At 66.5% G+C, this 21,446-nt stretch carries 12 protein-coding genes; 10 read left to right on the forward strand and 2 right to left on the reverse strand.

Annotated elements, in window-relative coordinates:
- The 5 genes from K7W03_RS11475 to K7W03_RS28335 all read left to right on the forward strand — a co-directional run.
- Positions 1–3,521: beta strand repeat-containing protein (locus tag K7W03_RS11475; protein ID WP_413469326.1), on the forward strand; the 3,521-nt coding region annotated here is incomplete at its 5' end.
- Positions 3,522–3,632: 111 nt separating this feature from the next.
- Complete coding sequence (locus K7W03_RS11480; protein ID WP_103001030.1) at positions 3,633–5,024, forward strand: multiheme c-type cytochrome; 1,392 nt, start codon at positions 3,633–3,635, stop codon at positions 5,022–5,024.
- Positions 5,021–6,991: a heme-binding protein gene (locus K7W03_RS11485; protein WP_103001029.1), complete on the forward strand. Its 1,971-nt coding sequence runs from the start codon at positions 5,021–5,023 to the stop codon at positions 6,989–6,991. Before K7W03_RS11480 ends, K7W03_RS11485 begins: the two co-directional genes overlap by 4 nt.
- A gap of 3 nt (positions 6,992–6,994) precedes the next feature.
- Positions 6,995–8,818 carry a hypothetical protein gene (locus K7W03_RS11490; protein WP_103001028.1) on the forward strand — a complete coding sequence of 608 codons (1,824 nt, stop codon included), beginning with the start codon at positions 6,995–6,997 and terminating at the stop codon, positions 8,816–8,818.
- Positions 8,819–12,069: 3,251 nt separating this feature from the next.
- Complete coding sequence (locus K7W03_RS28335) at positions 12,070–12,900, forward strand: LVIVD repeat-containing protein (protein ID WP_413469327.1); 831 nt, start codon at positions 12,070–12,072, stop codon at positions 12,898–12,900.
- An 8-nt stretch (positions 12,901–12,908) separates the two neighbouring features.
- On the opposite strand, the gene K7W03_RS11500 is transcribed toward K7W03_RS28335, so the two are convergent.
- Entirely contained in the window at positions 12,909–13,814 is a 906-nt protein-coding gene (locus K7W03_RS11500; protein WP_222886378.1) for a tetratricopeptide repeat protein, read from the reverse strand.
- 168 nt (positions 13,815–13,982) lie between these two features.
- On the opposite strand from K7W03_RS11500, the gene K7W03_RS11505 reads away from it, so the two are divergent.
- The 5 genes from K7W03_RS11505 to K7W03_RS11525 all read left to right on the forward strand — a co-directional run bounded on the left by K7W03_RS11505 (position 13,983) and on the right by K7W03_RS11525 (position 21,050).
- Entirely contained in the window at positions 13,983–16,496 is a 2,514-nt protein-coding gene (locus K7W03_RS11505; protein ID WP_222886379.1) for a cyclic nucleotide-binding domain-containing protein, read from the forward strand.
- Complete coding sequence (locus tag K7W03_RS11510) at positions 16,496–17,374, forward strand: hypothetical protein (protein WP_103001025.1); 879 nt, start codon at positions 16,496–16,498, stop codon at positions 17,372–17,374. The genes K7W03_RS11505 and K7W03_RS11510 overlap by 1 nt, the downstream gene beginning before the upstream one ends.
- A gap of 7 nt (positions 17,375–17,381) precedes the next feature.
- Entirely contained in the window at positions 17,382–19,226 is a 1,845-nt protein-coding gene (locus K7W03_RS11515) for a cytochrome c3 family protein (RefSeq protein WP_103001024.1), read from the forward strand.
- Between the two features lie 83 nt (positions 19,227–19,309).
- A complete protein-coding gene (locus tag K7W03_RS11520; protein WP_103001023.1) occupies positions 19,310–20,155 on the forward strand; it encodes a metallophosphoesterase in 846 nt (281 codons plus the stop codon).
- Between the two features lie 127 nt (positions 20,156–20,282).
- A complete protein-coding gene (locus K7W03_RS11525; protein WP_222886365.1) occupies positions 20,283–21,050 on the forward strand; it encodes an SDR family NAD(P)-dependent oxidoreductase in 768 nt (255 codons plus the stop codon).
- A 36-nt stretch (positions 21,051–21,086) separates the two neighbouring features.
- Here K7W03_RS11525 and K7W03_RS11530 read toward each other — a convergent pair whose 3' ends face one another.
- Complete coding sequence (locus K7W03_RS11530; protein WP_044660774.1) at positions 21,087–21,398, reverse strand: hypothetical protein; 312 nt, start codon at positions 21,396–21,398, stop codon at positions 21,087–21,089.
- Positions 21,399–21,446 lie beyond the last annotated feature (48 nt).

The raw sequence follows: 21,446 nt of genomic DNA on the forward strand, positions 1-21,446 counted from the left end.
TCGCCAGCCTGACCGTCAGCGCCGACGGCATCGGCAGCATGGGCGGCGGCGGGGGGACCGGCGGCGCCGGCGGTACGGGGACGGGCGGCGTTGCGACGCTCGATCTGGCGTTCGGCACGACGACGGTGAGCGGCGCGCTGCGCGTCACCGCCGCCGGCCTGGGCGGTGCTGGCGGCACGGGCCATGACGGCAGCGGCGGGCGCGGCGGCGATGCCTTTGGCGGTAGCGCGACGTTCGGCCTGACCGGATCGTCCACCCTGCTGGATGCCGGCGACATCGGCGTGCTGGCCGAGGCGCTAGGCGGGGCGGGCGGCCAGAGCGGCGTGCGCAGCGGCGCAGGCCTTGCCGGGGCGGATGGCGGCGACGCGACCGGCGGCACAGCGCTGCTCGATCTCAATGCTGGAGCGGCGGCGATAACAGGGCTCGCGCTGCGTATCAGCGGCAATGCCACGGGTGGCGATGGAGCCATCGGTACGGCCGGGCCGGTTGGCGGCAATGGCGGTGCGGGCGGCAATGGGTTCGCCGGCTCCGCCACCTTGCATATTGCGGATGCGCGCATGACGACTGGCAGCGCTTTGCCCCAGATGCCGGCCTACAGCATCACGGCGGTCGGCCTGGGTGGCAACGGAGCCGATGGCAGCGCGGGCAGCAATGCGGGCCTCACCGGCGGCCTGGGTGGTAGCGGCGGGAACGGCACCGGCGGCCTTGCGGCGTTCGACGCGGGTAATGGCGATTATGTGCTGGGCGGCCTCGCCCTGCGCGCGGATGGATTGGGCGGGCCTGGCGGAATCGGCGGCGCCGGGCCGGCTGGCGCGTCGGCCGGGGGCGCGGCAGGCCTGGGCAGCGGCGGCACCGCCAGTCTTGCCAATGGCGATGGCGGCCTGCTGTCACCGGGCGCGCAGCGGCTGATCGACGCATTGTTCATGGGCGCGAGCGGTGACATGAGCGGGCTGGTCCGCTTCACCGACAGCAGCACCGCCGCGAACGGTGGGCTGCGCGTCAACGGATCGCTCGCGCTTTCCAGCCTCGGTGTTCCGGTGGCCGGATTTTCCGGGATCTCCTTTGCGGCGAGCAATGCCGTGCAGGTGGGTGGGAATGCCGGCTTCACGAGCGATGGACCGCTTTCCTTCGCCTTCACAGGGTCGGGGGGGCTGGCCGCGACCGGCGCCCTCACCGGAACTTCGGGCACGCGCATCGACCTGAGCCATGCCGCGCGGCCACTGGGCAGCGACAGCCTGTTTGCGAACAGCATCCTGTTCACGACTCCCGGCGATGTCACCCTGTTGACGGCGGGCAGCCTGCGCGCGGTGGCAGGTTTGACGATCCTCGCCACGGGGGGCAATATCGGCCTCGGCAGCGGCAGCGCCCTGACGGCGGGCGGCGACCTGCGGCTGTTCGCGCAGGGCAGCGTCAACGGCACGGGCGCTGCCGCCAGGGCGGGCGGCACGGCAGCCATCGGCCTGGGCGGGGCGGGCGACATAGTGCTGGGTGATCTGGCGTCAGGCACATTGCTCGATCAGGTTGATTCCGCCGGCAATATGTTGGGGACGGGCGGCATTGCGATCGGGGGCGACTTCGCCGTCTCCGGCCGGCTGGACATTGGCGCGGGCACCGGCACCCTGTCCGCCGCCAATATCGACATCGGGACGCTGTCCGCCGATACCCAGCGATTGGCGGCGTCCGGCGCTCCGGTCCGCATCGGCAATGCGCTGATGAGCGGCGATCTGATCGTCAATTCCAGCCTGCTGCTGCGCAATGCCGATATTGCAGGACTCCTCCAGGTGCGCGCGCCGGGGCCGTCGGGCCTTGCGCAGCTTGGCGGCGCAGTGGCGGCGGGCGCGATCGACATCGCCGCGGGCGCCATCGTCAGCAGCGGCCTGACGGCGCGCAATGGCGACCTGTTGCTGCAATCCTCAACCGACCTGAATGTGACGGATGCCCGTGCATCAGGCGCGATCGTCATGGCCGCCGCCAATCGCCTGACCATCGGCAACGCAGCATCAGGCAGCAGTCTGGCCCTGTCCGGGCAGGGGATCGACGCCGCCAGCCTAAGCGCGGGCGGCCAGAGCCTGCTGAACGCGGGCGCCGGCAGCCTGATGGTGGGCGACATCGCATCGGCTGGAGCGATAACGGCCAGCGGAGACGTGGTGAGTCTCGGCGCGACCGGCAACATGGCCGTAGCGCAGGCCACGGCATCGGCAGGCGCGTTGCTGTTGAACGCTGGCGGCGCTCTTTCCATTGTCGATGCGAGTGCGGGGGGCAATATGACGCTCACCGGCGGATCGATCGATGCGACCGCGCTCGACGCCACGGGATCGCTGACGGCCACCGCCTCGGGCGTGGCGAGTTTCGGCAATGTGACGTCGCAAACGGGCGGCATCCTGTTGAATGCGGGAGGGTTGCTGAGCCTGACGGCTTCCGTCGGCGCACGGACGATCACGATGGCGTCCGGCGACATCGTCCTTGGCGGGGCAGCGCGGATCGGCAGCCTGAGCGGAACGAGCCGCATCGTCTTCAACGCGGTGAACCTGCAACAGCCCGCTTATGTCGGCGGCAGCGACGTCGCCGGAACCTACAGCCTGTCGGCGGCGGAACTGGCGCGGGTAGCGGCGGCGGACATCGCCATCGGCGCGCCCGGGCGGGGCGTTGCGGGATCGCCCGACATCGTCGTGCGGGATCTGACCCTTGGCACCGCCAATCTGCCGGGTGGCGGCCTGCTAACGATCGGCGCCGGCGGGCATCTGCGCGTCGAGGGGGCGGTACGGCTGACCGGACGCTCGGGGCAGGGCGGGCTGATCCTGTCGGCGGGGCAGATGTTGGACATCGTCGCCGGTCCCGGCTCCATCGACATCAGCGACGGCAATGGCGGATTGGGCGGCGTCTTGACACTGGACAGCCCGAACATCATCGCCGCGTCCCTGTCGGCCATGGCGGACGTCGCTTCGACAGGCTCGCTCATCGCCAGGGAATTGCGGCTGGCGCAGAATGATGGGCTGGTGAACGATACGGGCATCCTGCGCGCGGGGACGATCCTGGCGAATGCGAGCCAGACCTTCTTCATCCAGAATAGCGGCCTCTCCAGCACGATCCCGGACCGGCGCGGCTTCACGGCCAATGCGCTGCTGATCGGCTCGGGCGGCTCCGCGTTGCAGATCGCCATCAACGGGCGGCTTGCCCTGCCCATGGGCGGTTTCGCGCAGGGGCTGGAGACGGTTCCGCTGGTCGCCGTCAATGGTTCCTATGCCCTGGGGTCGAAGGTCAACGGCTGTCTCATCGGCAATCCCGCCGCCTGTACCGGCACCGGCTTCGACAGCCGGGATACCTGGAACGGCGTGCTCGATCCTTCGGTGTCGGTCAGCCGCATCTTCACCCTCTCCCTCATCGAATTGCGCGACATCGTGGCGCAGGGCTATCCGCCGCTGATCGACGAGCCGGTGACGGGCGCTGGCAATGAGGATCTGTGGGAACGCTCCTGCGGCGGACCGGATGAACCGAACTGCGCGGAAGGCGGCGCGCGATGATCGGCGGACAAAGGTAAAACGGGATTGAAACAACGGGTTGAACCCGTAGAGAGAAATGCACGGCGGACGCAGGGGAAAGCGTCCGAATCAGCCGGCACGGGGGCGTGACGAATGGGGGGCGGTAAGCGCAGGGTGATAGGCAGGTCCTTGGGCGGCATGGCGCTGTGCGTCATGCTGCTGGGATGGCTGCTGCTGTCCGGCCTGCCCGGTGGCGAATGGGGCGTGGCGGATGCCGCGCCGGCGGCGCGCGCCTATACCGGCGTAGCCTCCTGCGCGGGGTCCACCTGCCATGGCCGGATGGAGGGGGACGGCAAGGTCGTGCGTCAGGACGAACTGATGCGGTGGCAGGAGCCGTCGACGCCGGGCGGTGCCCATAGCCGCGCCCATGCCGTGCTGAACGGCACGCGCGGCCAGCAGATCGCGGCGACATTGGGGCTGGGCGACGCCGCCTCCGCGCCGGCCTGTCTTGGCTGCCATTCCACCCCGGCGGCGGCGCGCGGCGCGCGCTTCCTGACGCAGGATGGCGTCGGCTGCGAGGCCTGCCATGGCCCGGCGAGCGGCTGGATCGCCTCCCACTATGCCGTGGGCGCGAGCCATGCCGCCAATGTCGCGGCGGGCATGACGCCGCTCGACCGGCCGCAGGCACGGGCATCGGTCTGCCTCGATTGCCATTTCGGCAGCGCGCGGGACGGTCAGTTCGTCACGCACCGCATCATGGCGGCGGGTCATCCGCGCATCTCCTTCGAACTCGACCTCTTCTCCTCCATGCAGGCGCATCATGACGAGGATGGCGACTATGCGCAGCGCAAGGGGCGGACAGACAGCCTGAAGCTCTGGGCCGTGGGGCAGGCGATGGCGGTGGAACGGGCGCTGACCCTCTATGCCGGGGAAAAGGGGACGGAGGGGGCCTTCCCCGAATTCTATTTCTTCGATTGCCAGAGCTGCCACCGCCGCATCTACGACCAGGCGGAGCGCAGCAAGACCTGGGAAGCCAATCCGGGCCGGCCCATTCCAGCGGGCATGCCGCCCTTCAATGACGAGAACATGATCCTGCTGTCCGCGGCGGCGCGTGTGGCTGCGCCGGGACTGGCCGGGCGCTTCGATGCGGACAGCCGCGCCTTCCATGCTGCGATTGCGCGGGATCGGGCCGGGGCGGTCGCGGCGGCGGGCAGGCTGGCGGGCAGCGCGCGAGCGCTGGCGGATGCCTTTGCGGCTGGCGGGATGCAGGGCGACATGGCCTTCGCCATCGTGCGCGAGATTGCGGGCAGCGCCATTTCGCCGCGCTTCACCGATTATGAAGGGTCGGTGCAGGCGGTGATGGCGGTCGACACGCTGCTCAACGGTCTGGTGAAATCCGGGCGCGTCACCATCGGCGCGGCGGCGGGCATCCGGGCGGACGTCAACCGCGCCTATGCAGCCGTCAGGGAACCGAACGGCTATCGCCCCGGCGATTTCCGCGCCGCACTGGGCAGCGCGGCGCGCAGCATCGGGGCGCTGCAATGAGGGCGCAGCATCATCGGCTGAGCGCACTCGCCGCGAGCGCAGCGTTGATCCTCTCCTCCTGCGGCGGGGGAGGCGGCGACAGCAGCGGCACGCCGACGCCAGCGCCCACCCCGACGCCAACGCCGGCCAGCCTCTATGGGACGCCCGCGCAGGAATCGCTGACGGTCGCGGATGTCGAAACCGTGGTGGCGCATGCCGTGGCGGAGGCAAAGGCGCGCAACCTGCCCGCCGTGATCGCCGTGACCGACCGGGTGGGCAATGTGCTCACGGTCTTCCGCATGACCGGCGCGCGGGCAGGCGCCACCACCAGCGCCGCACCCAATGGCGACAATATCGACGCGCAGAACCTGACCGTTCCCGCAGAGGCCGGCGCCATCGCCAAGGCGATCACCGGCGCCTATCTGTCGAGCGGCGGCAACGCCTTTTCGACCCGCACGGCGAGCATGATCGTGCAGCAGCATTTTCCGCCCGCGCCGACCACGGCCGGGCTGGAAAGCGGGCCGCTGTTCGGCGTGCAGTTCAGCCAATTGCCCTGTTCCGACCTTTCGGCGCGCTTCGTCTCCTCGGGCGCGCAGGCGATGATCGGGCCGAAGCGGTCGCCCTTGGGGCTGGCGGCCGATCCGGGGGGCTTCCCGCTCTACAAGAATGGCGTGGTGGTCGGCGGCATCGGCGTCATGGCGGACGGCGTCTATGGTTCCGACGGCAATGTGCTGGACGACGACAATGATCCGGAAGAATATATCGCGCTGGCGGGGACCCTGGGGTTCGAGGCGCCCGAGACTGTCCGCGCTGATCGCATCACGGTGGACGGCACCTCGCTGCGCTATTCCGATGCGGCCTATTCCGGGCTGATCGCGACGGGTGCGTTGAGCTTCGCCGCGATCAACGGAAGCGAAGGCGCGCTGGTCGCGGTGCGCGGCTATTATGGCGATCCCGCACCGATGATCCTGGCGGGTGTCGCTTATGGTACAGAGGCGTCGGGCGTCCGCCGGGCCCGGTCCGCCGAATTTTCCAAGACCGACGCCTTCGTCCTGACCGACGGGTCGGGCAATGACCGCTTCCCCATCCGCGCCGGAACCGACGCGGGCGATGTGGCGCAGCCGCTCACGACGGCGGAAGTGACTGCGATCCTCGAAGAAGCCTTCACCGTCATGAGCCGGGCGCGGGCGCAGATCCGCCAGCCGCTGGACAGCCGGGCGCAGGTGACGATCAGCCTGGTCGATACGCGCGGGCAGTCGCTGGGCATCGTCCGGTCGCCCGACGCGCCGATATTCGGCACCGACGTCAGCCTGCAAAAGGCCCGGACGGCGGCCTTCTTCTCCGGTTCCCATGCGGCGTCGGACCTGCTGGGCAGCAGCAGCGCCGATGTGGCGGCCTTCGTGGGGAAGGCGCGGACCTTCCTTAACGATCCGTCCGCGTTGACCGGGCGATATGCCTTCACCGATCGCGCCAATGGCAATCTTTCCCGTCCTTATTTTCCCGATGGCGAGGTTGGGCGGCCCAACGGGCCCTTTTCGCGTCCCATAGCGCAGTTCAACCCCTTCTCCACCGGCTTGCAATCGGCGCTGGTGGTGGGCGATCTCGCCGCCCATCTCGCCTTCGTGACGGGGGCCAGCGCGACAGACGCGCCGCAGCGCTGTTCGGCCGTGCCGACCGTCTCCGACCGGAACCGGGTGCAGAACGGCATCCAGATCTTTCCCGGTTCCGTGCCCATCTATCGCGGCAATGTGCTGGTCGGCGCCATCGGCGTGTCGGGCGACGGCATCGATCAGGATGACATGATCAGCTTCCTTGGCCTGCACAATGCCGGCCTGCGCATGGGCGGCGTCGGCAATGCGCCCGCCGCGATCCGCGCCGACCGGATCGTGGTGGACCTGGGCAATGCGACGGTGCGGCTGCGCTATGTGGGCTGTCCCTTCGCGCCGTTCCTGGACAGCGCATCGCAAAATGTCTGCACGGGGCTGTAGGGGATGGGCCTTGTCTCGCTCATGCCCCTGTTCGCGCTGGCCCAGCCGGGCGAGCCTGTGCCGCCCCCTCCGCCGGAAAACTGGCAGGAGCTTTTGGATGCCGACCGTCAATCCATAGAGGGCCGCCGTCGCCCCGGCTATGAAGCGCCGCTGCCCCAAGCCGTGACGCAGGACAATAAGGGTGCGGTTCGAGCGCCGCCGCCGGAGGCCTTTCCGACCGATCAGGTGCCGATCCCGGATCGCTGGCGCCTGATCGAAAGCCTGGGGGTGGTGAAGGAACGCTGGTTCGATCCCTATAACCAGAATATGCTGAAGGGCGACCGGCCGATCGACCGGGAAAAGGCGAAGTGGCTGCCGATCAAGGGCGACGACTGGTTCTTCGTCGCCAATGCAGTGAGCGATACCGTGCTGGAACCACGGACCTTCCCGATTCCGGTGGGCGTGCAGACGACGGAGCGGCCGGGCAGCATCGATGTCTTCGGCAAGGATGCGAGCTATGTGTTCAGCCAGACCTTCATCGGCGGCGTGGCGCTCATCAAGGGCGCGACCGCCTTCAAGCCGCCGGAGATCGAATATCGCCTGACGCTGGCGCTCAACGTCAATCATGTGAACGTGCCCGAACGCCGCGTGCTGTTCGTGCAACCCTCCCGGCCGTCGCGCCGCACCGACCATTTTCTGGGCGTGCAGGAAGCCTTTGTCGACTATCACCTCGCCAACACGTCGGACCGCTATGACTTCCGCTCGCTGCGCGTCGGTATCCAGCCCTTCCAGTCGGATTTCCGCGGCTTTCTGTTCAATGATCAGCAATTGGGCATCCGGCTGTTCGGCAATCGCGACAATAACCGCTTCCAGTTCAATCTGGCGGCTTTCTGGCGGTTGGAAAAGGACACCAATAGCGGCCTCAATTCGGTCGTGCAGTCGCCGCGCAGGGACTGGATATTCCTTGCCAATCTCTACCGGCAGGATTTCCTGATCCCCGGCCTCACCAGCCAGATCACCGCCGTCTACAACATGAACCGCGAGAAGCGGGACATAGAGATCGACGACAACGGCTTTCCGGTGCGTCCGGCGCTGCTGGGCGACCTGCGCGGGCGGGAATATGATGTCGTCTATCTCGGCTATAATGCCGACGGGCGGATCGGCCGGCTGAATCTGACGGGGTCGCTTTACGGTGCGCTGGGGGAGGATCGGAACAGCATCTTCACTTCGCGGCCCGCGCAGATCAGGGCTTTTTTCGCCGCCGCCGAAGCGAGCGTCGACAAGGACTGGATGCGGTTCCGCATTTCCGGCCTCTATGCCAGCGGCGACGGCGATCCCCATGACAATCGCGAAAACGGGTTCGATGCGATTTTCGAGAATCCCGTCTTTGCCGGCGCGGACACCAGCTATTGGATCAGGCAGTCCATTCCCTTTGCCGGCGGTGGGCGCGTGATCGGGATCAACGGACGCAACGGCATATTGAACTCCCTGCGTTCCTCGAAGGAACAGGGGCAGTCGAACTTCAACAATCCCGGCACGATGCTGCTGGGCGCGGGGGCCGATTTCGACCTGATGCCGGAACTGCGGCTGTCGGCCAACGCCAATCACCTCTGGTTCCAGAACACGGCTACGCTTCGGGCGCTGCGCAACGAGGGCAGCATTCCCAGGGCCATCGGCTGGGATTTGTCGACGGCGGCGATCTGGCGACCCAGGGCGACGCAGAACATCGTCTTCCGCCTGTCGGGCGCGACCCTGTTGCCGGGCGCGGGATTTCGCGACCTCTTCACCAATAGCGAGCGCAACAGGAACTATTATTCCGTGCTCGCCAATTTGATCTTGAGTTACTGATGCGTTGGCCTTTTTCCCCTCTGTCATTCCCGCGAAGGCGGGAATCCATCTCCGGCGCTGCGTCCAGACGACGGGGTGGGAGGTGGATTCCCGCCTTCGCGGGAATGACGGTGGCGGTGGTGCTTGCGGCGTTGCTCCTTCCCGTGGCTATCCTCTACGCTTCCGACGCCGAAAAGCCGGTCGAGCGCCACTATGCCCCCGCGCCGCCAGCGCCTATGAGCCAGACCGCCGAGCAGGTCGCGGCGAAATCGGACGGCTGCTATAGCTGCCACAGCAAGACCGACGAGCCGTCCATGCACGCGACCCCTGCGGTGATGCTGGGCTGCACCGACTGCCATGGGGGCAATGCGGCGGTGCGGGGCGATCCCGCATTGGGCTTCGAAGACCCCGCCTATGTCGCAGCGCGGGAGAGGGCGCATGTGCTGCCGCGCTATCCCAAGAGCTGGCACTATCCCTCCTCCGCCAATCCGCAGCGAACTTACACGTTGCTGAACCGGGAGGCGCCGGAGTTCGTGCGCTTCGTCAATCCCAGCGACTATCGGGTGGCGCGGGACGCCTGCGGGTCATGCCATATGCAGGTCATCGAGGCGGCGGAGCGTTCGCTGATGGCGTCGGGCGCGATGCTGTGGGGTGGGGCGGCCTATAATAACGGCATCGTGCCGTTCAAGAACTACATCTTCGGCGAGGCCTATACCAAGGATGGGAAACCCGCGAAGATCGTCTCGCCCGGCAGCCCGCCCGGCACGCTGACCGCCGAACAGAAGGCGCGCGGCGCCCTGGCGGAACTCTATCCGCTGCCGACATGGCAGGTGATCCCGCCCGGCGACGTCTTCCGCGTGTTCGAGCGGGGCGGGCGCAATATCGGCACGCAATTTCCCGAAATCGGCCTGCCCAATCCCACCGGATCGATCCAGCGGCTGGAGGAGCCGGGGCGGCCCGACCTCAAACAATCCAATCGCGGCCCCGGAACGGGTTTGCGCGTGGCGATTCCGGCGCTCAACATCCACAAGACCCGCCTCAACGATCCCTATATGTGGTTCATGGGGACGAACGACCAGCCGGGCGATTATCGCCATTCGGGCTGTTCGGGGTGCCATGTCGTCTATGCCAACGACCGCGAACCGCGCCACAGCCTGATCTACGCCCAATATGGCCGGGACGGGCAGACCGCCACGGTCGATCCCACCATCGCGGCCAAGACGAGCCATGGCGGATTGAAAGGCCCGCATGGCGAGACCGTCAAGCCGGATCATCCGGCCAGCCCCGAACACCCTGTCGGCGCCGTCAAGGAAAGCGGCCATCCGATCCGCCACGCCTTCACCCGCGCCATCCCGACTGCCCAGTGCATGAACTGCCACATGCACCAGCCCAATATCTTCCTGAACAGCTATCTGGGCTATACGATGTGGGACTATGAGTCCGACGCGCCGCTGATGTGGCCGGAAAAGCAGAAATATCCGACCGCCGCGCAAGTGCATGAGACTCTGGAGCGCAATCCGGAAGGGGCTTCCCCACGCGGCAAATGGGCGGACCTGGAATTTCTGCGCAACGTCTACGACCTGAACGACAAGGCGAAGGATACGCAGTTCGCGGACTATCACGGCCATGGCTGGAATTTCCGGGGCGTGTTCAAGCGCGACCGGGAGGGCAATCTGCTCGACGCGGACGGCAATATCGTGTCGGCCGACGATCCGGAAAAATGGCGCAGGAAGGGGGAGGACAAGTTCGTCCCCGTCGGCACCAATCCCGGCAAGTCCGTACACCTGATGGACATTCATGCCGAAAAGGGCCTGCAATGCGCCGACTGCCATTTCGCGCAGGACAGCCATGGCAACGGCTTCATCTATGGCGAAGTGGCCAATGCCATAGAGATCGGATGCAAGGACTGCCATGGCACGGCGGATGCCTATCCGACGTTGCTGACCTCCGGTCCGGCCGCGCCGCCCAAGGGCACCAATCTCGCCCTGCTGCGCAATCCGGACGGCAAGCGGCGCTTCGAATGGTATTTCGACGCCAGCGGGCGGCAACGGCTGATCCAGCGGTCGATCGTCGATCCGAAACTGGAGTGGGAAGTGAGCCTGGTGAAGGATTCGGTCGACCCCGCCAATCCGCACTTCAACGCCAAGGCCGCCCGCGCCAAGCTGGTGAGCCGTTCGGGCGCGGAGGATGGCAGCTTCGCCTTCGGTCCCGGCGTGGCGAAGGCGGACCGGGCGCATGGCGACGACAACATGGCATGCTTCACCTGCCACCTGAGTTGGACGACCAGTTGCGGCGGTTGCCATTTGCCCATCGAGGCGAACTGGAAGACGTCGCTCCACCATTATGACGGGGAGGAGACGCGCAACTTCGCCACCTATAACCCGCAGGTGGCGCGGGACGAGATGTTCCAGCTTGGCAAGCATATGACCACCAAAGGCAATGAAACCGCCCCGGTTCGCTCGACTTCGGCGCTGGTCCTGTCGTCCACCAACATCAACCGTGAACGCATCTACATCCAGCAGCCGCCCATATCCGGCATCGGCTTCTCGTCCCAGGCCTTCGCGCCGCATTTCCCGCATACGGTGCGCAGGACCGAGACGAAGACTTGCTCCGACTGCCATTTGTCGGCCAAGGACGACAACAACGCCATCATGTCGCAATTGCTGCTGCTCGGCACCAATTTCGTGAACTTCGTGGGGTTGAATGCCTGGACCGGGCTGGAGGGTGGGTTCGAGGCGATCCGCGTTACCGAATGGGATGAGCCGCAGGCGGTGATCGGCAGCTATCTCCAGAAATATGCCTATCCCGACTATTGGAAGCTGCATGTCGAGCAGAACAAGCGGGAACTCAAGGATTGGGTGCGCGGCAAATATTTCGACAAGAAGGCGTCGGGCGAGACCCATGCCGTAGAAGAGTTCCGCAATGTCGTGAAGGGCACGGCGGGGCGCGTCGGATGCCTGCAACTGCGCGGCGAATATATGTATGTGGCCGAAGGGAAGGGCGGTTTCCGCGTCTATGACGTGGCGTCCATCGCGAACAAGGGCTTTTCCGAGCCGATCCTGAGCGCGCCTTTCTCGAAGCTGGGTCACAATAGCGGCGTGCCGTCGAAGAACGCGACATGCATGGCGCTGGCCACCAACCAGCCGGTCAACCCGCTGCGCAACACGCCGGAACTGCGCCGGATCAATCAGGAGCAGGCGTTCCTGCCGATCTACAGCTATGCGGCGGTGACGGACAGCGTCGAGGGGCTGATCATGGTCAATATCGAGACCATGGCCGATGGCGAATTCCGCAACAATTTCCTAAAGCGGGCCGTGACCTGGAACCCCGATGGCGTGCTGAACGGCGCGCGGCACATCCAGCTGGCGGGGCAGATCGCCTATATCACGGCGGATGTCGGGCTGGTGGTGGTGGACCTCAGCGATCCGCTCCACCCCCGTCTCGCCGCCGTCCGCCCGATGAAGGATGCGCGGGCAAGCGCGATCCAGTTCCGCTATCTGTGGGTCACGGATGCGGAAGGATTGAAGCTCTTCGACGTGACGAAGCTCACCGATCCGGTGGTGGTGCCGTCCGCCACCGTGCCGCTGGCCGATGCGCGCCGCATCTATCTCGCCCGGACCTATGCCTATGTCGCGGCCAAGTCCGAAGGGCTGGCGATCGTCAACATCACCAACCCGTTGCGGCCGGTCGTCTACGCGAAGGAGACGTTCGGCGGGCAGATGACCGATGTGGAGGATGTGATCGTCGGCACCACCAATGCGTCGCTGTTCGCCTATGTCGCGGACGGCCGGAACGGGCTCAAGGTCATCCAGCTCACCAGTCCGGCGAGCCAGCCGAATTTCTATGGCTTTTCACCCGCGCCCAAGCCGGAACTGATTGGCTGGGCAAGGACGCCTTCGGCGGCTTTGGCGCTGTCCAAGGGGCTGGACCGCGACCGGGCGGTCGATGAAACGGGCGGGCAGATCGCGGTGTTCGGACGCCTCGGCTCGCGGCCCTTCACCCGCCCGGAAATGGAGCGACTGTTCCTGAACTCCAGGGGGATTCCCTATAAGGTCAGCGACGAGGTGGATATGAAGGGCTGGCGGCCGCCTCTGCTGCGCTGAGCCGGGTTTCAGACGCCCGGCACGCCCAATGTCCGCGCCTCATCCCTGATCCGTCCCGCCTGCGCCGGATTGGCCGACCGCGCCTGCGCATAGGCCGCCGTCGCCTTGCCCGTCTCGCCCAGCGTCATGCGGCTGCGCATCAGCATGATCCAGCCGTCGACATTGCCCGGATTGGCCTTCAGCCTGGCCTCCAGGCTGGCCACCATGCCCTCGACCATCGCATCCTGCTGCCCCTTGGGAAGCTGCGCCGCGGCCTGCATCTGCTCGCGGCTTGGACCCGGTATCGCCGCTGCCGCCACGGACATGCCGGCGCCCATGGGAGGATGCGGTGCGGTCGGCTTCACCGCCGCCAGCCGCTCCGCGACATTGATGCCGTTGATCTTTCCCACCTGCTCTATCGTCCGGCGCAGATCGGCTTCCCATGGCGCGCCCGGCGGCGTGTCGCCCAGCAGGGCCAGCCAGTCGCGGATCGCGCCGTCATGATCCTTCGCCAGATCCTTGCGCACCGCCAGGAAATAACGTGCCCTGGGGTCCTTGGGGTCGAGCGAGATCGCCTTGTCGAAGGCGTCGGCCGCCTCCTTCGGCATGGGATCGCGCTCGCTCGCCATCACTGCCGCTTCGCCAAGCGAGGACCAGAAGGTGGCGTTCCCCGGCGCCAGCTTCGTCGCATGGCGATAGGCGCGCACCGCATCGGCATGGCGGCCGCTCTCGAAATAGGCCCAGCCCAGCCTCTGCCAGCCCTCCGCATCGTTGGGATTTGCCCCGACCCGGTCCTGTAGCGCGCGGATCGCCGCTTCCGGGTCGCTCGGCCCTTCGTTCGTCAGCGGCGAGGGCAGGACGGGCGCTTTCGTCTCCTCCGGCGCGTGCGTCAGATTATAGCCGATCGATAGGGCGGCGATGCCGACCGCGCCCATCAGGACCACGCGCCTCCAGTTCCAACCCATTATTCTTCCACTCCCCGGCTGTTCCCCGCGATCTTCTCTAGCGTGACGCTGCGGAAATGATAGAGTGCCGCCCGGGACAGGCATCCGGTAACAGCCGGAACGCAGGGGCATATTGGGGGATAATCATTGACTGACCGCGTGCGTATCGCGATCGTCGGATCGGGGCCGGCGGGGCTGAGTGCGGCCGCGCGCGCCGCTGCACTGGGGCTTTCGCACCTGCTGATCGAGAAGACGGACCATCTGTCCGACACCATCTTCAAATATCAGAAGGGCAAGCATGTGATGGCGACGCCCAGCCAACTCGTGCTGCGGTCCGACTGCGATTTCGAGGCAGGCAAGCGCGAAGCGATTCTCGACCGCTGGAACGCGCAGGCGGCGGACCAAGGCGTCAATGTCGCCTATAATGCGGAGGTGAAGGCGATTGTCGGCATCGGCGATCCCATCCCCGGCAGCATCCAGAAGATCGTCGAGCGCAGGCGCGACGGCACGACCGAAACGAAGGAAATCCAGCGGCTCGCTCCGCCCTATCGACTGACCCTGAGCGACGGGCGGGATGTGATTGCCGATGCGGTCGTCATGGCCATCGGCACGCAGGGCAATCCCAATCTGATGCGTGTGCCCGGCGCCGACCTGCCCCATGTCCAATATCAGCTGGACGATCCGGGGGAATATAATGACGAGCATATCTTCGTCGTCGGCACGGGCGATGCGGGCATAGAAAACGCCCTGGGCCTGGCCGCCGACGTGGCGCAGGGCAATGCCGTCACGATCCTCAACCGCTCGACCGAGTTCGCCAGCGCCAAGGCCGCGAACGTCAAGGCGCTGATGGCCGCCGCCGAAGCGGGACGCCTTGCCATCATGACCGAAACCACCACGGCGAAGGTCGAACCCGGTTTCATCACGCTCGACAGCCGCGACGGCGAGGTGAAGCTGAAATGCGACCGCATCATCGCCCGCATGGGTTCCGCCCCGCCGCGCGCCTTTGTGGAGAGTTGCGGCATTGAGTTCACCAGCGGCGACCGCCTGGCCTTCCCCAAATTGTCGCCGGTATTCGAAAGCACCGCCCCCGGCATTTTCGTAATCGGCGCGCTGGCGGGCTATCCGCTGATCAAGCATTGCATGAACCAGGGTTATGACGTCGTCGAATATATCAACGGCAATCGCGACCTGAAGCCCGCCGACGAACCCATACTCGCCGCCAAATTCGCGGGTTTGCCGGAAAAGAAGAGCGTCGCGGACTGGCTGGAGCATCTGCGCGCCAACGTCGCCATCCTGGAGGGCCTTTCTCCCCTCCAGATGCGCGAATTCATGCTGGACAGCGAAGTGCGCGCCTATCGCAGGGACGATGTGATCTTCGAGAAGTTCGATCCCGGCTCCTCGCTCTTCGGCATCGCGCGGGGGCAGGCGCTGGTGGAGGTCGCGCCGGGCGTCGACATACCCATCGACCAGGGATCGATCTTCGGAGAAGTCGGCCTCATTTCCGGCCGCCGCCGCGGCGCGACCGTGCGGGCGGGCGCGGACTCGATCATGGTGGAGGTGTCGCGCACGGCGGCGCTCAAGCTCATGTCCTCCAACCCGCCGGCCAAGCGCGCCATCACCCGCATCTCGACCGAACGGCAACTGCTCCAGATGTTCGGCGCCGGCCTGACCCCGGCGGATCTTGCCGACATTCTCGACACGGCGGAAATCCGGACCGTGAAGGCGGGGGAAGCGATCCTCAGCGAAGGCGACCTTGGCAATGACATCTATGTGATCCGGGTCGGCTCCATGATCGTGGAGAAGAAGATCGGCGGGAAAAACGTCTTCCTCTCCTATCTTCCCGCCGGCAGCTATGTGGGCGAAATGGCGCTGATCGCGGGCGGGCCGCGCACGGCCACGGTCAAGGCGACGGTCAAGTCGGAGGTCATCAGGCTGAATGGCGACGCCTTCGCCCGGCTGATGGCCGCCAAGCCCGCCCTGCTGGAACGCGCCCGCCGCGACATGGCGGCGCGGCAGGACGTCAACGCCTTCATCGAAAGCCGCAAGGACAGCTTCTCCACCATTGTCGACATGTATTCGGAAACGGCGAAGTTCCTGGTCGACAACGGCATCGGCGAAGCGACGGACGTGCTGCTGATCGACGAACATCTCTGTGTCGGCTGCGACAATTGCGAAAAGGCCTGCGCGGACAGTCACGACGGCCTCTCCCGCCTCGATCGGGAGGCGGGCCGGACCTATGCCCATCTGCATGTGCCGACGAGCTGCCGCCATTGCGAGCATCCGCACTGCATGGCCGACTGCCCGCCCAACGCCATCCATCGCGGCCCCGATGGAGAGGTCTTCATCGACGAGACCTGCATCGGCTGCGGCAATTGCCAGCGCAACTGCCCCTATGGCGTGATCCGCATGGACAGCGTGCCGCCCAGGAAGCCGGGCCTGCTGAACTGGATGTTCTTCGGCGCAGGCCCCGGCCCCGGCGAACCATCGAAGAAATGGCGCACCAAAAATGCGGAGCCCGGCGTCGAAAAGCCGAAGAAGGCCATCAAATGCGACATGTGCTCCGGCATTGATGGCGGCCCGGCCTGCGTGCGCGCCTGCCCCACCGGCGCGGCCATCCGTGTCGCGCCGGAGGATTTCCTGACGGTCGCCCGGCTGGGCGGGGAGGCGCGCTGATGGCTGCCGGAGCCGCCAGCCCCATTCGCCGCGCCAAGGGTGAAGTGCTGCATGACGGCTTTCTTCGTCACGCCGGTTTCCGCTGGCTGAAGATCGCGACGCTGATCTGCGTCCTGTCGATCGCCAGCTACATGCTGGTCGACGTCACGCCGCGTCATAATGGCGGCAGCTGGTACGGCTATACCATGGGCACGATCGGCGTGCTGCTGATCCTTTGGCTGACCCTGCTCGGCCTGCGCAAGCGGGCGATGACTCGGGGACGCTGGTCGCTCAAGGCCTGGACCTCCGCCCATGTCTATCTCGGCCTCAGCCTGATCGTCATCGCCACGCTGCACACCGGCTTCCAGCTCGGATGGAATGTCCATACCCTCGCCTATGCGCTGATGATGCTGGTGATCCTGTCGGGCCTGTTCGGCATCACCGTCTATGCGACCCTGCCCGCCGCGCTCAGCAACAACCGCGCCGAAATGACGCAGGTGCAGATGCTCGACGCGGTGCGCGCCATCGACCGGCAACTGCATGATGCCGCGCAGCCATTGACCCATGAACAGGCCGCGCTGGTGCGCCAGTCGCTGGAGGATGATCCCTTCGGCGGCGGCCTGATCGCCCGCCTGTCGGGCCGCTATCCCCGCTGCGCCACGGCGAGGGCGCAGGCTGCGCTGCGCCGCTGGACGGGCGAGACGCCCGATACCGGCAACGACCCGCTGGAGAGGATCGACGCCCTGCTGGAGCGCAAGCAGGCCATGCTGGCCCGTCTGCGCCGCCACCTGAAGCTGAAGGCGCTGCTGGAAATCTGGCTCTACGTCCATGTGCCTGCCACCTTCGCCCTGCTGGCCGCGCTGACCGCGCATGTCGTCAGCGTCTTCTTCTACTGGTGAGCCTGAGATGAGCTTTCTAGTCCGCCAGATCAGCCTCACCGCCGATGGCCGTGAGATCGTTCGCGCCGCCACCATCGCCCAGGCGCAACTCTCCCTTGGACGAGCGGCGGAAAGCGACATCCACTTGCCCGACCTGGCGCTGGAGCCCGACCATGCCCGGATCGAGCAGGTCGACGAACGCACCATCCGCGTGCGCGCCACCGGCACCTTGGGCTTCGAGCTGGAGGGCCGCACGGTGCTGCGTGCGGAGATCGACCCAGCCAAGGGCGCGGAACTGCGCTTCGGCGGTCATCGCGTCACCCTGTCGCGGGGCGACGACGGCGCGACCATTCTCTCCATCCGCCGCGTCGACGCCGTGTCAGAAGCCTCGGAGGAAAAGGAGGAGACGAAGGTCTTCTCCCTGCGCGGCCTGCTGCCCGGCAAGCGGCTGACGGCCTGGGCGCTGGCGCTGGCGATCCTGATCGGCTTCCTCGCCATTCCGATCTGGAGCTATGCCGGTCGTCCCGCGGACGACACGCGCAACATCTACAAGATGGTAGGCGACAAGGCCTGGTCCTCCGGTCCGCTCAGCCAGGCCCACCACGCCCTCGAAGGCCGCTGCGAAACCTGCCATCAAAAGGCGTTCGTCTCGGTCCGCGACAGCGCCTGCCAGACATGCCACAGGGATGCGCACGACCATGCACCGGCCGCCCGCATCGCCATGGCACGGGCTGAAGGGGGGCTGGGCGTCAAGCTGCTGGCGGGAGTGGCCGCCGCTTTCGGCAAGCCGCCTGAGGGCGCCTGCATCGACTGCCACCGCGAACATGAGGGCGCAGGTCCGATGCAGCCGACGCCGCAGGCCTTCTGCACCGACTGCCACGGTACGCTGAAGGACCGCCTGAAGGACGCGAAACTGGGCAATGCCGCCGATTTCGGCACCAGCCATCCGCAATTTTCCGCGCTGGTGCAGGCGCGGCCGGGCCAGCATCCCCGTTTCTCCCGCGCATCGCTCGACAGCAGGCCGATGGACGATAGCGGCCTCAAATTCCCGCACGACATCCACCTGTCCGCGAGCGGCGGCGTCGCGAAAATGGCGCGGACGATGAAGGCGCAATATGGCTTTGGCGACGCGCTTGCCTGCAAGGATTGCCACAAGCCGACCGCCGACGGCGTGCGCTTCCTGCCAGTGGACATGGAGCGCGACTGCCAGATGTGCCACAGCCTCGCCTTCGAGACGATCGGCGGCACCGTCCGCACGCTGCGCCACGGCCAGCCGGATCAGGTTGTCGCGGACCTGCGGGCCTATTTCCGTTCGACCGGCCCGGCCCAGCCGGCGGCCTTGGGCGGAACGGCGCGGCGGCGGCCCGGCGATTATGCGCAGGGGCGGCTCTACCATGCCTATTTCGGGGCGGCGGCGGCACGTCCGTCGCGCGCGGACGACGCCGTCACGGCGGTCTTCTCCAGGGGCGGCGCCTGCTACGACTGCCATATCGTCACGCCGCCGGGCACGAACGGCAATGCGGGTTGGCAGGTGCTGCCGGTGCATCAGCCGATGCGCTATATGATGAACGGCTGGTTCGACCATGCCGCACACCGGACCGAGAAATGCGAAAGCTGCCATGCCGCGCCCAAATCGCACGATGCCAAGCAGCTACTGCTGCCCGGCATCGACAGTTGCCGCACCTGCCATGGCGGGGAAAAGGCCAAGGCGGACGTGCCATCGGGTTGCGCCATGTGTCACAGCTATCATGCCGGCGATGACGCGCCATGGGTTCCCGCCAGCCGTTCGATCGGGAAAGATGCGGCCGACAAGCGGAAGGCGCTGAGCACATCAGCCTATCGCGTGCTGCTGCGCGGGCGGGAGCCCGGTTGAAACGGCGGAACCGGGCATAGCCTTTGCAGGAGCGGATGGCGCCGAAGAGTGGCCGAGGACACGAATAAGGGGAGCAAGGACCAATGCTGATCGCGCAGGTCACGGACATCCATCTGGGGTTCGATCCGGACAATCCCGCCGAGTTCAACCGCAAGCGGCTGGACCAGGTCCTGCGTGCCCTGAATGATGGTCCCAACCGGCCCGATCTGTTGCTGGCGACCGGCGACCTGACCGACCGGGGCGATGCGGACAGCTACCGCCGCCTCGCCAACGCCTTCAGCCAGTGCGATTTCCCGGTGTGGCCCTGCATGGGCAATCATGACGACCGGGCGCATTTCGCAGCGCATTTCCCCCACATTCCCCAGGAGGATGGCTTCGTCCACTATGCGATCGCGCAGGATGGGCGGCGGATCATCATGCTCGACACGCTGGAGCCGGGGCGTCATGGCGGCGCCTTCTGCGAGCGGCGCGCGCAATGGCTCGCCGCGCGGCTGGACGAGGACAGCATCACTCCGACGCTGATCGTCATGCACCATCCCCCGGTGGAGGTCGGCATCGACTGGATGAACACCCATCCCGAAGAAGCCTGGGTCCGGCGCTTCGCTGCGACGATCGCCGGTCGCCCCAATCTGCAAGCGATCCTCTGCGGTCATATTCACCGATCCGCAGTGGCGCCGTGGAAAGGCACGACCATTGCGATCTGCTCGTCGACCGCGCCGCAGCTTGCCCTCGACATGCGGCCAATGGACCCGGACGCTCCGGACAACCGCCCGATGATCGTTGCCGATCCGCCGGCCTATGCACTCCACCGATGGACCGAAGAGGGGCTGATCACCCATTTCGAAACCGCGGACGATCATGTGATGCTCGCGAAATTCGACGGCAGCATGCAGCTTCTGGTCCGGACGCTGATGAACGAGCGGCCCTGAGGCAAGGGTTGTACATTGCCGGACCGGTTTGGTTCGTTCCGGGCTGCTGCCGGATGCCTCGGCATGCGTTATCCTTGTTCACAATTGGATATGGCCGGGGCAAAGCCGGCAAAAGGAAGGAGCCGATATGTCGCGCATTTTCATAACCGGCAGCACCGAAGGCCTGGGACGTGCCGCCGCCGAAGCGCTGATGGACGATGGGCATGAGGTGATCCTGCATGCGCGTTCGCCGGAGCGGGCCGCGGCACTGGACGGGCTGGGCAACCGGTCCGGCGGGCTTGTCGTGGGCGATCTCGGCAGCGCCGCCGAAACACGCGACGTGGCCGTTCAGGTCAATGCCCTGGGCAGGATGGACGCCATCATCCACAATGCCGGGATCTACAGCACGGCGGACCGGGGACCGGCTGCAGCGGGACATGCGACGATCTTCGCCGTGAACAGCCTGGCGCCCTATATGCTCACCGCCCTCATCGATCGGCCGTCACGCCTCGTCTATCTCAGCAGCAGCCTGCATCGGGGCGGCGAGGGCTCCCTTGACGATCTCGACTGGGAAAAGCGCGAATGGGACGCGGGCAAGGCCTATGCGGAGACCAAGCTTCATGTCGCTGCCCTTGCCGCCGCGCTGTCGCGCCGCTGGCCGGATGTCGTCTGCAGCGCCGTCGACCCCGGATGGGTGCGCGCGCGCATGGGCGGGGCCAGCGCGCCCGTCGACATAGACACAGGCCGCAGGACTCAGGTTTGGCTTGCCGCCAGCAACGACCCGGCGGCGCTGGTCAGCGGTCGCTATTGGCACGATCTTCAGATGGAGGAGCCGGCCGGCGAAGTGACCGACACCGGCTTTCAGGACCGGCTGCTTCAGAGGCTGGAGGAGATAACGGGCATAGGCCTGCCCTGATTGCGGCAGCCTGCCGGACATGACCTGCCGCCGCGATCAGGCGGCGAGCGCACCCCGCGTCGAGGAGATCAGAAGGGCCTCAGCCAGCGCCAGACATTGTTCGAGCGACGGGCCGGCCAGATGCGTGTCGCTGCCGTCCCAATGCCGGATGCTCAATTCCCAGAGCGTTCCGCTGTCGATGCAGGCGGCGCGAGCGTCCTGACCGGCGAAATGCAGCACGTCGCCGAGCCGCTCGCGGTGGAGAAGATGACGCGCAACCGTCGTGTGGCTTTCATGATGCGCGTTGAAGTGCAACTGGATATTTTCGCTATTGGCTGCCAACCATGGAAGAATATTGCTGTCGATCATCGTGCCTGCTTTGCATGATGCGGCCGGTACACAGATCGCCGCTTCTGG

Origin of the sequence: Sphingobium sp. PNB (assembly GCF_019873065.1) — a bacterium.
GTDB classification, from domain to species: Bacteria; Pseudomonadota; Alphaproteobacteria; order Sphingomonadales; family Sphingomonadaceae; genus Sphingobium; species Sphingobium fuliginis.

Excerpts from the sequence above, each read along its gene's own strand:
- K7W03_RS11480 (WP_103001030.1), top strand. The coding sequence starts at position 3,633 with ATGGGGGGCGGTAAGCGCAGGGTGATAGGCAGGTCCTTGGGCGGCATG.
- K7W03_RS11485 (WP_103001029.1), top strand. The coding sequence starts at position 5,021 with ATGAGGGCGCAGCATCATCGGCTGAGCGCACTCGCCGCGAGCGCAGCG.
- K7W03_RS11490 (WP_103001028.1), top strand. The coding sequence starts at position 6,995 with ATGGGCCTTGTCTCGCTCATGCCCCTGTTCGCGCTGGCCCAGCCGGGC.
- K7W03_RS28335 (WP_413469327.1), top strand. The coding sequence starts at position 12,070 with ATGGCCGATGGCGAATTCCGCAACAATTTCCTAAAGCGGGCCGTGACC.
- K7W03_RS11500 (WP_222886378.1), bottom strand. The coding sequence starts at position 13,814 with ATGGGCGCGGTCGGCATCGCCGCCCTATCGATCGGCTATAATCTGACG.
- K7W03_RS11510 (WP_103001025.1), top strand. The coding sequence starts at position 16,496 with ATGGCTGCCGGAGCCGCCAGCCCCATTCGCCGCGCCAAGGGTGAAGTG.
- K7W03_RS11515 (WP_103001024.1), top strand. The coding sequence starts at position 17,382 with ATGAGCTTTCTAGTCCGCCAGATCAGCCTCACCGCCGATGGCCGTGAG.
- K7W03_RS11520 (WP_103001023.1), top strand. The coding sequence starts at position 19,310 with ATGCTGATCGCGCAGGTCACGGACATCCATCTGGGGTTCGATCCGGAC.
- K7W03_RS11525 (WP_222886365.1), top strand. The coding sequence starts at position 20,283 with ATGTCGCGCATTTTCATAACCGGCAGCACCGAAGGCCTGGGACGTGCC.
- K7W03_RS11530 (WP_044660774.1), bottom strand. The coding sequence starts at position 21,398 with ATGATCGACAGCAATATTCTTCCATGGTTGGCAGCCAATAGCGAAAAT.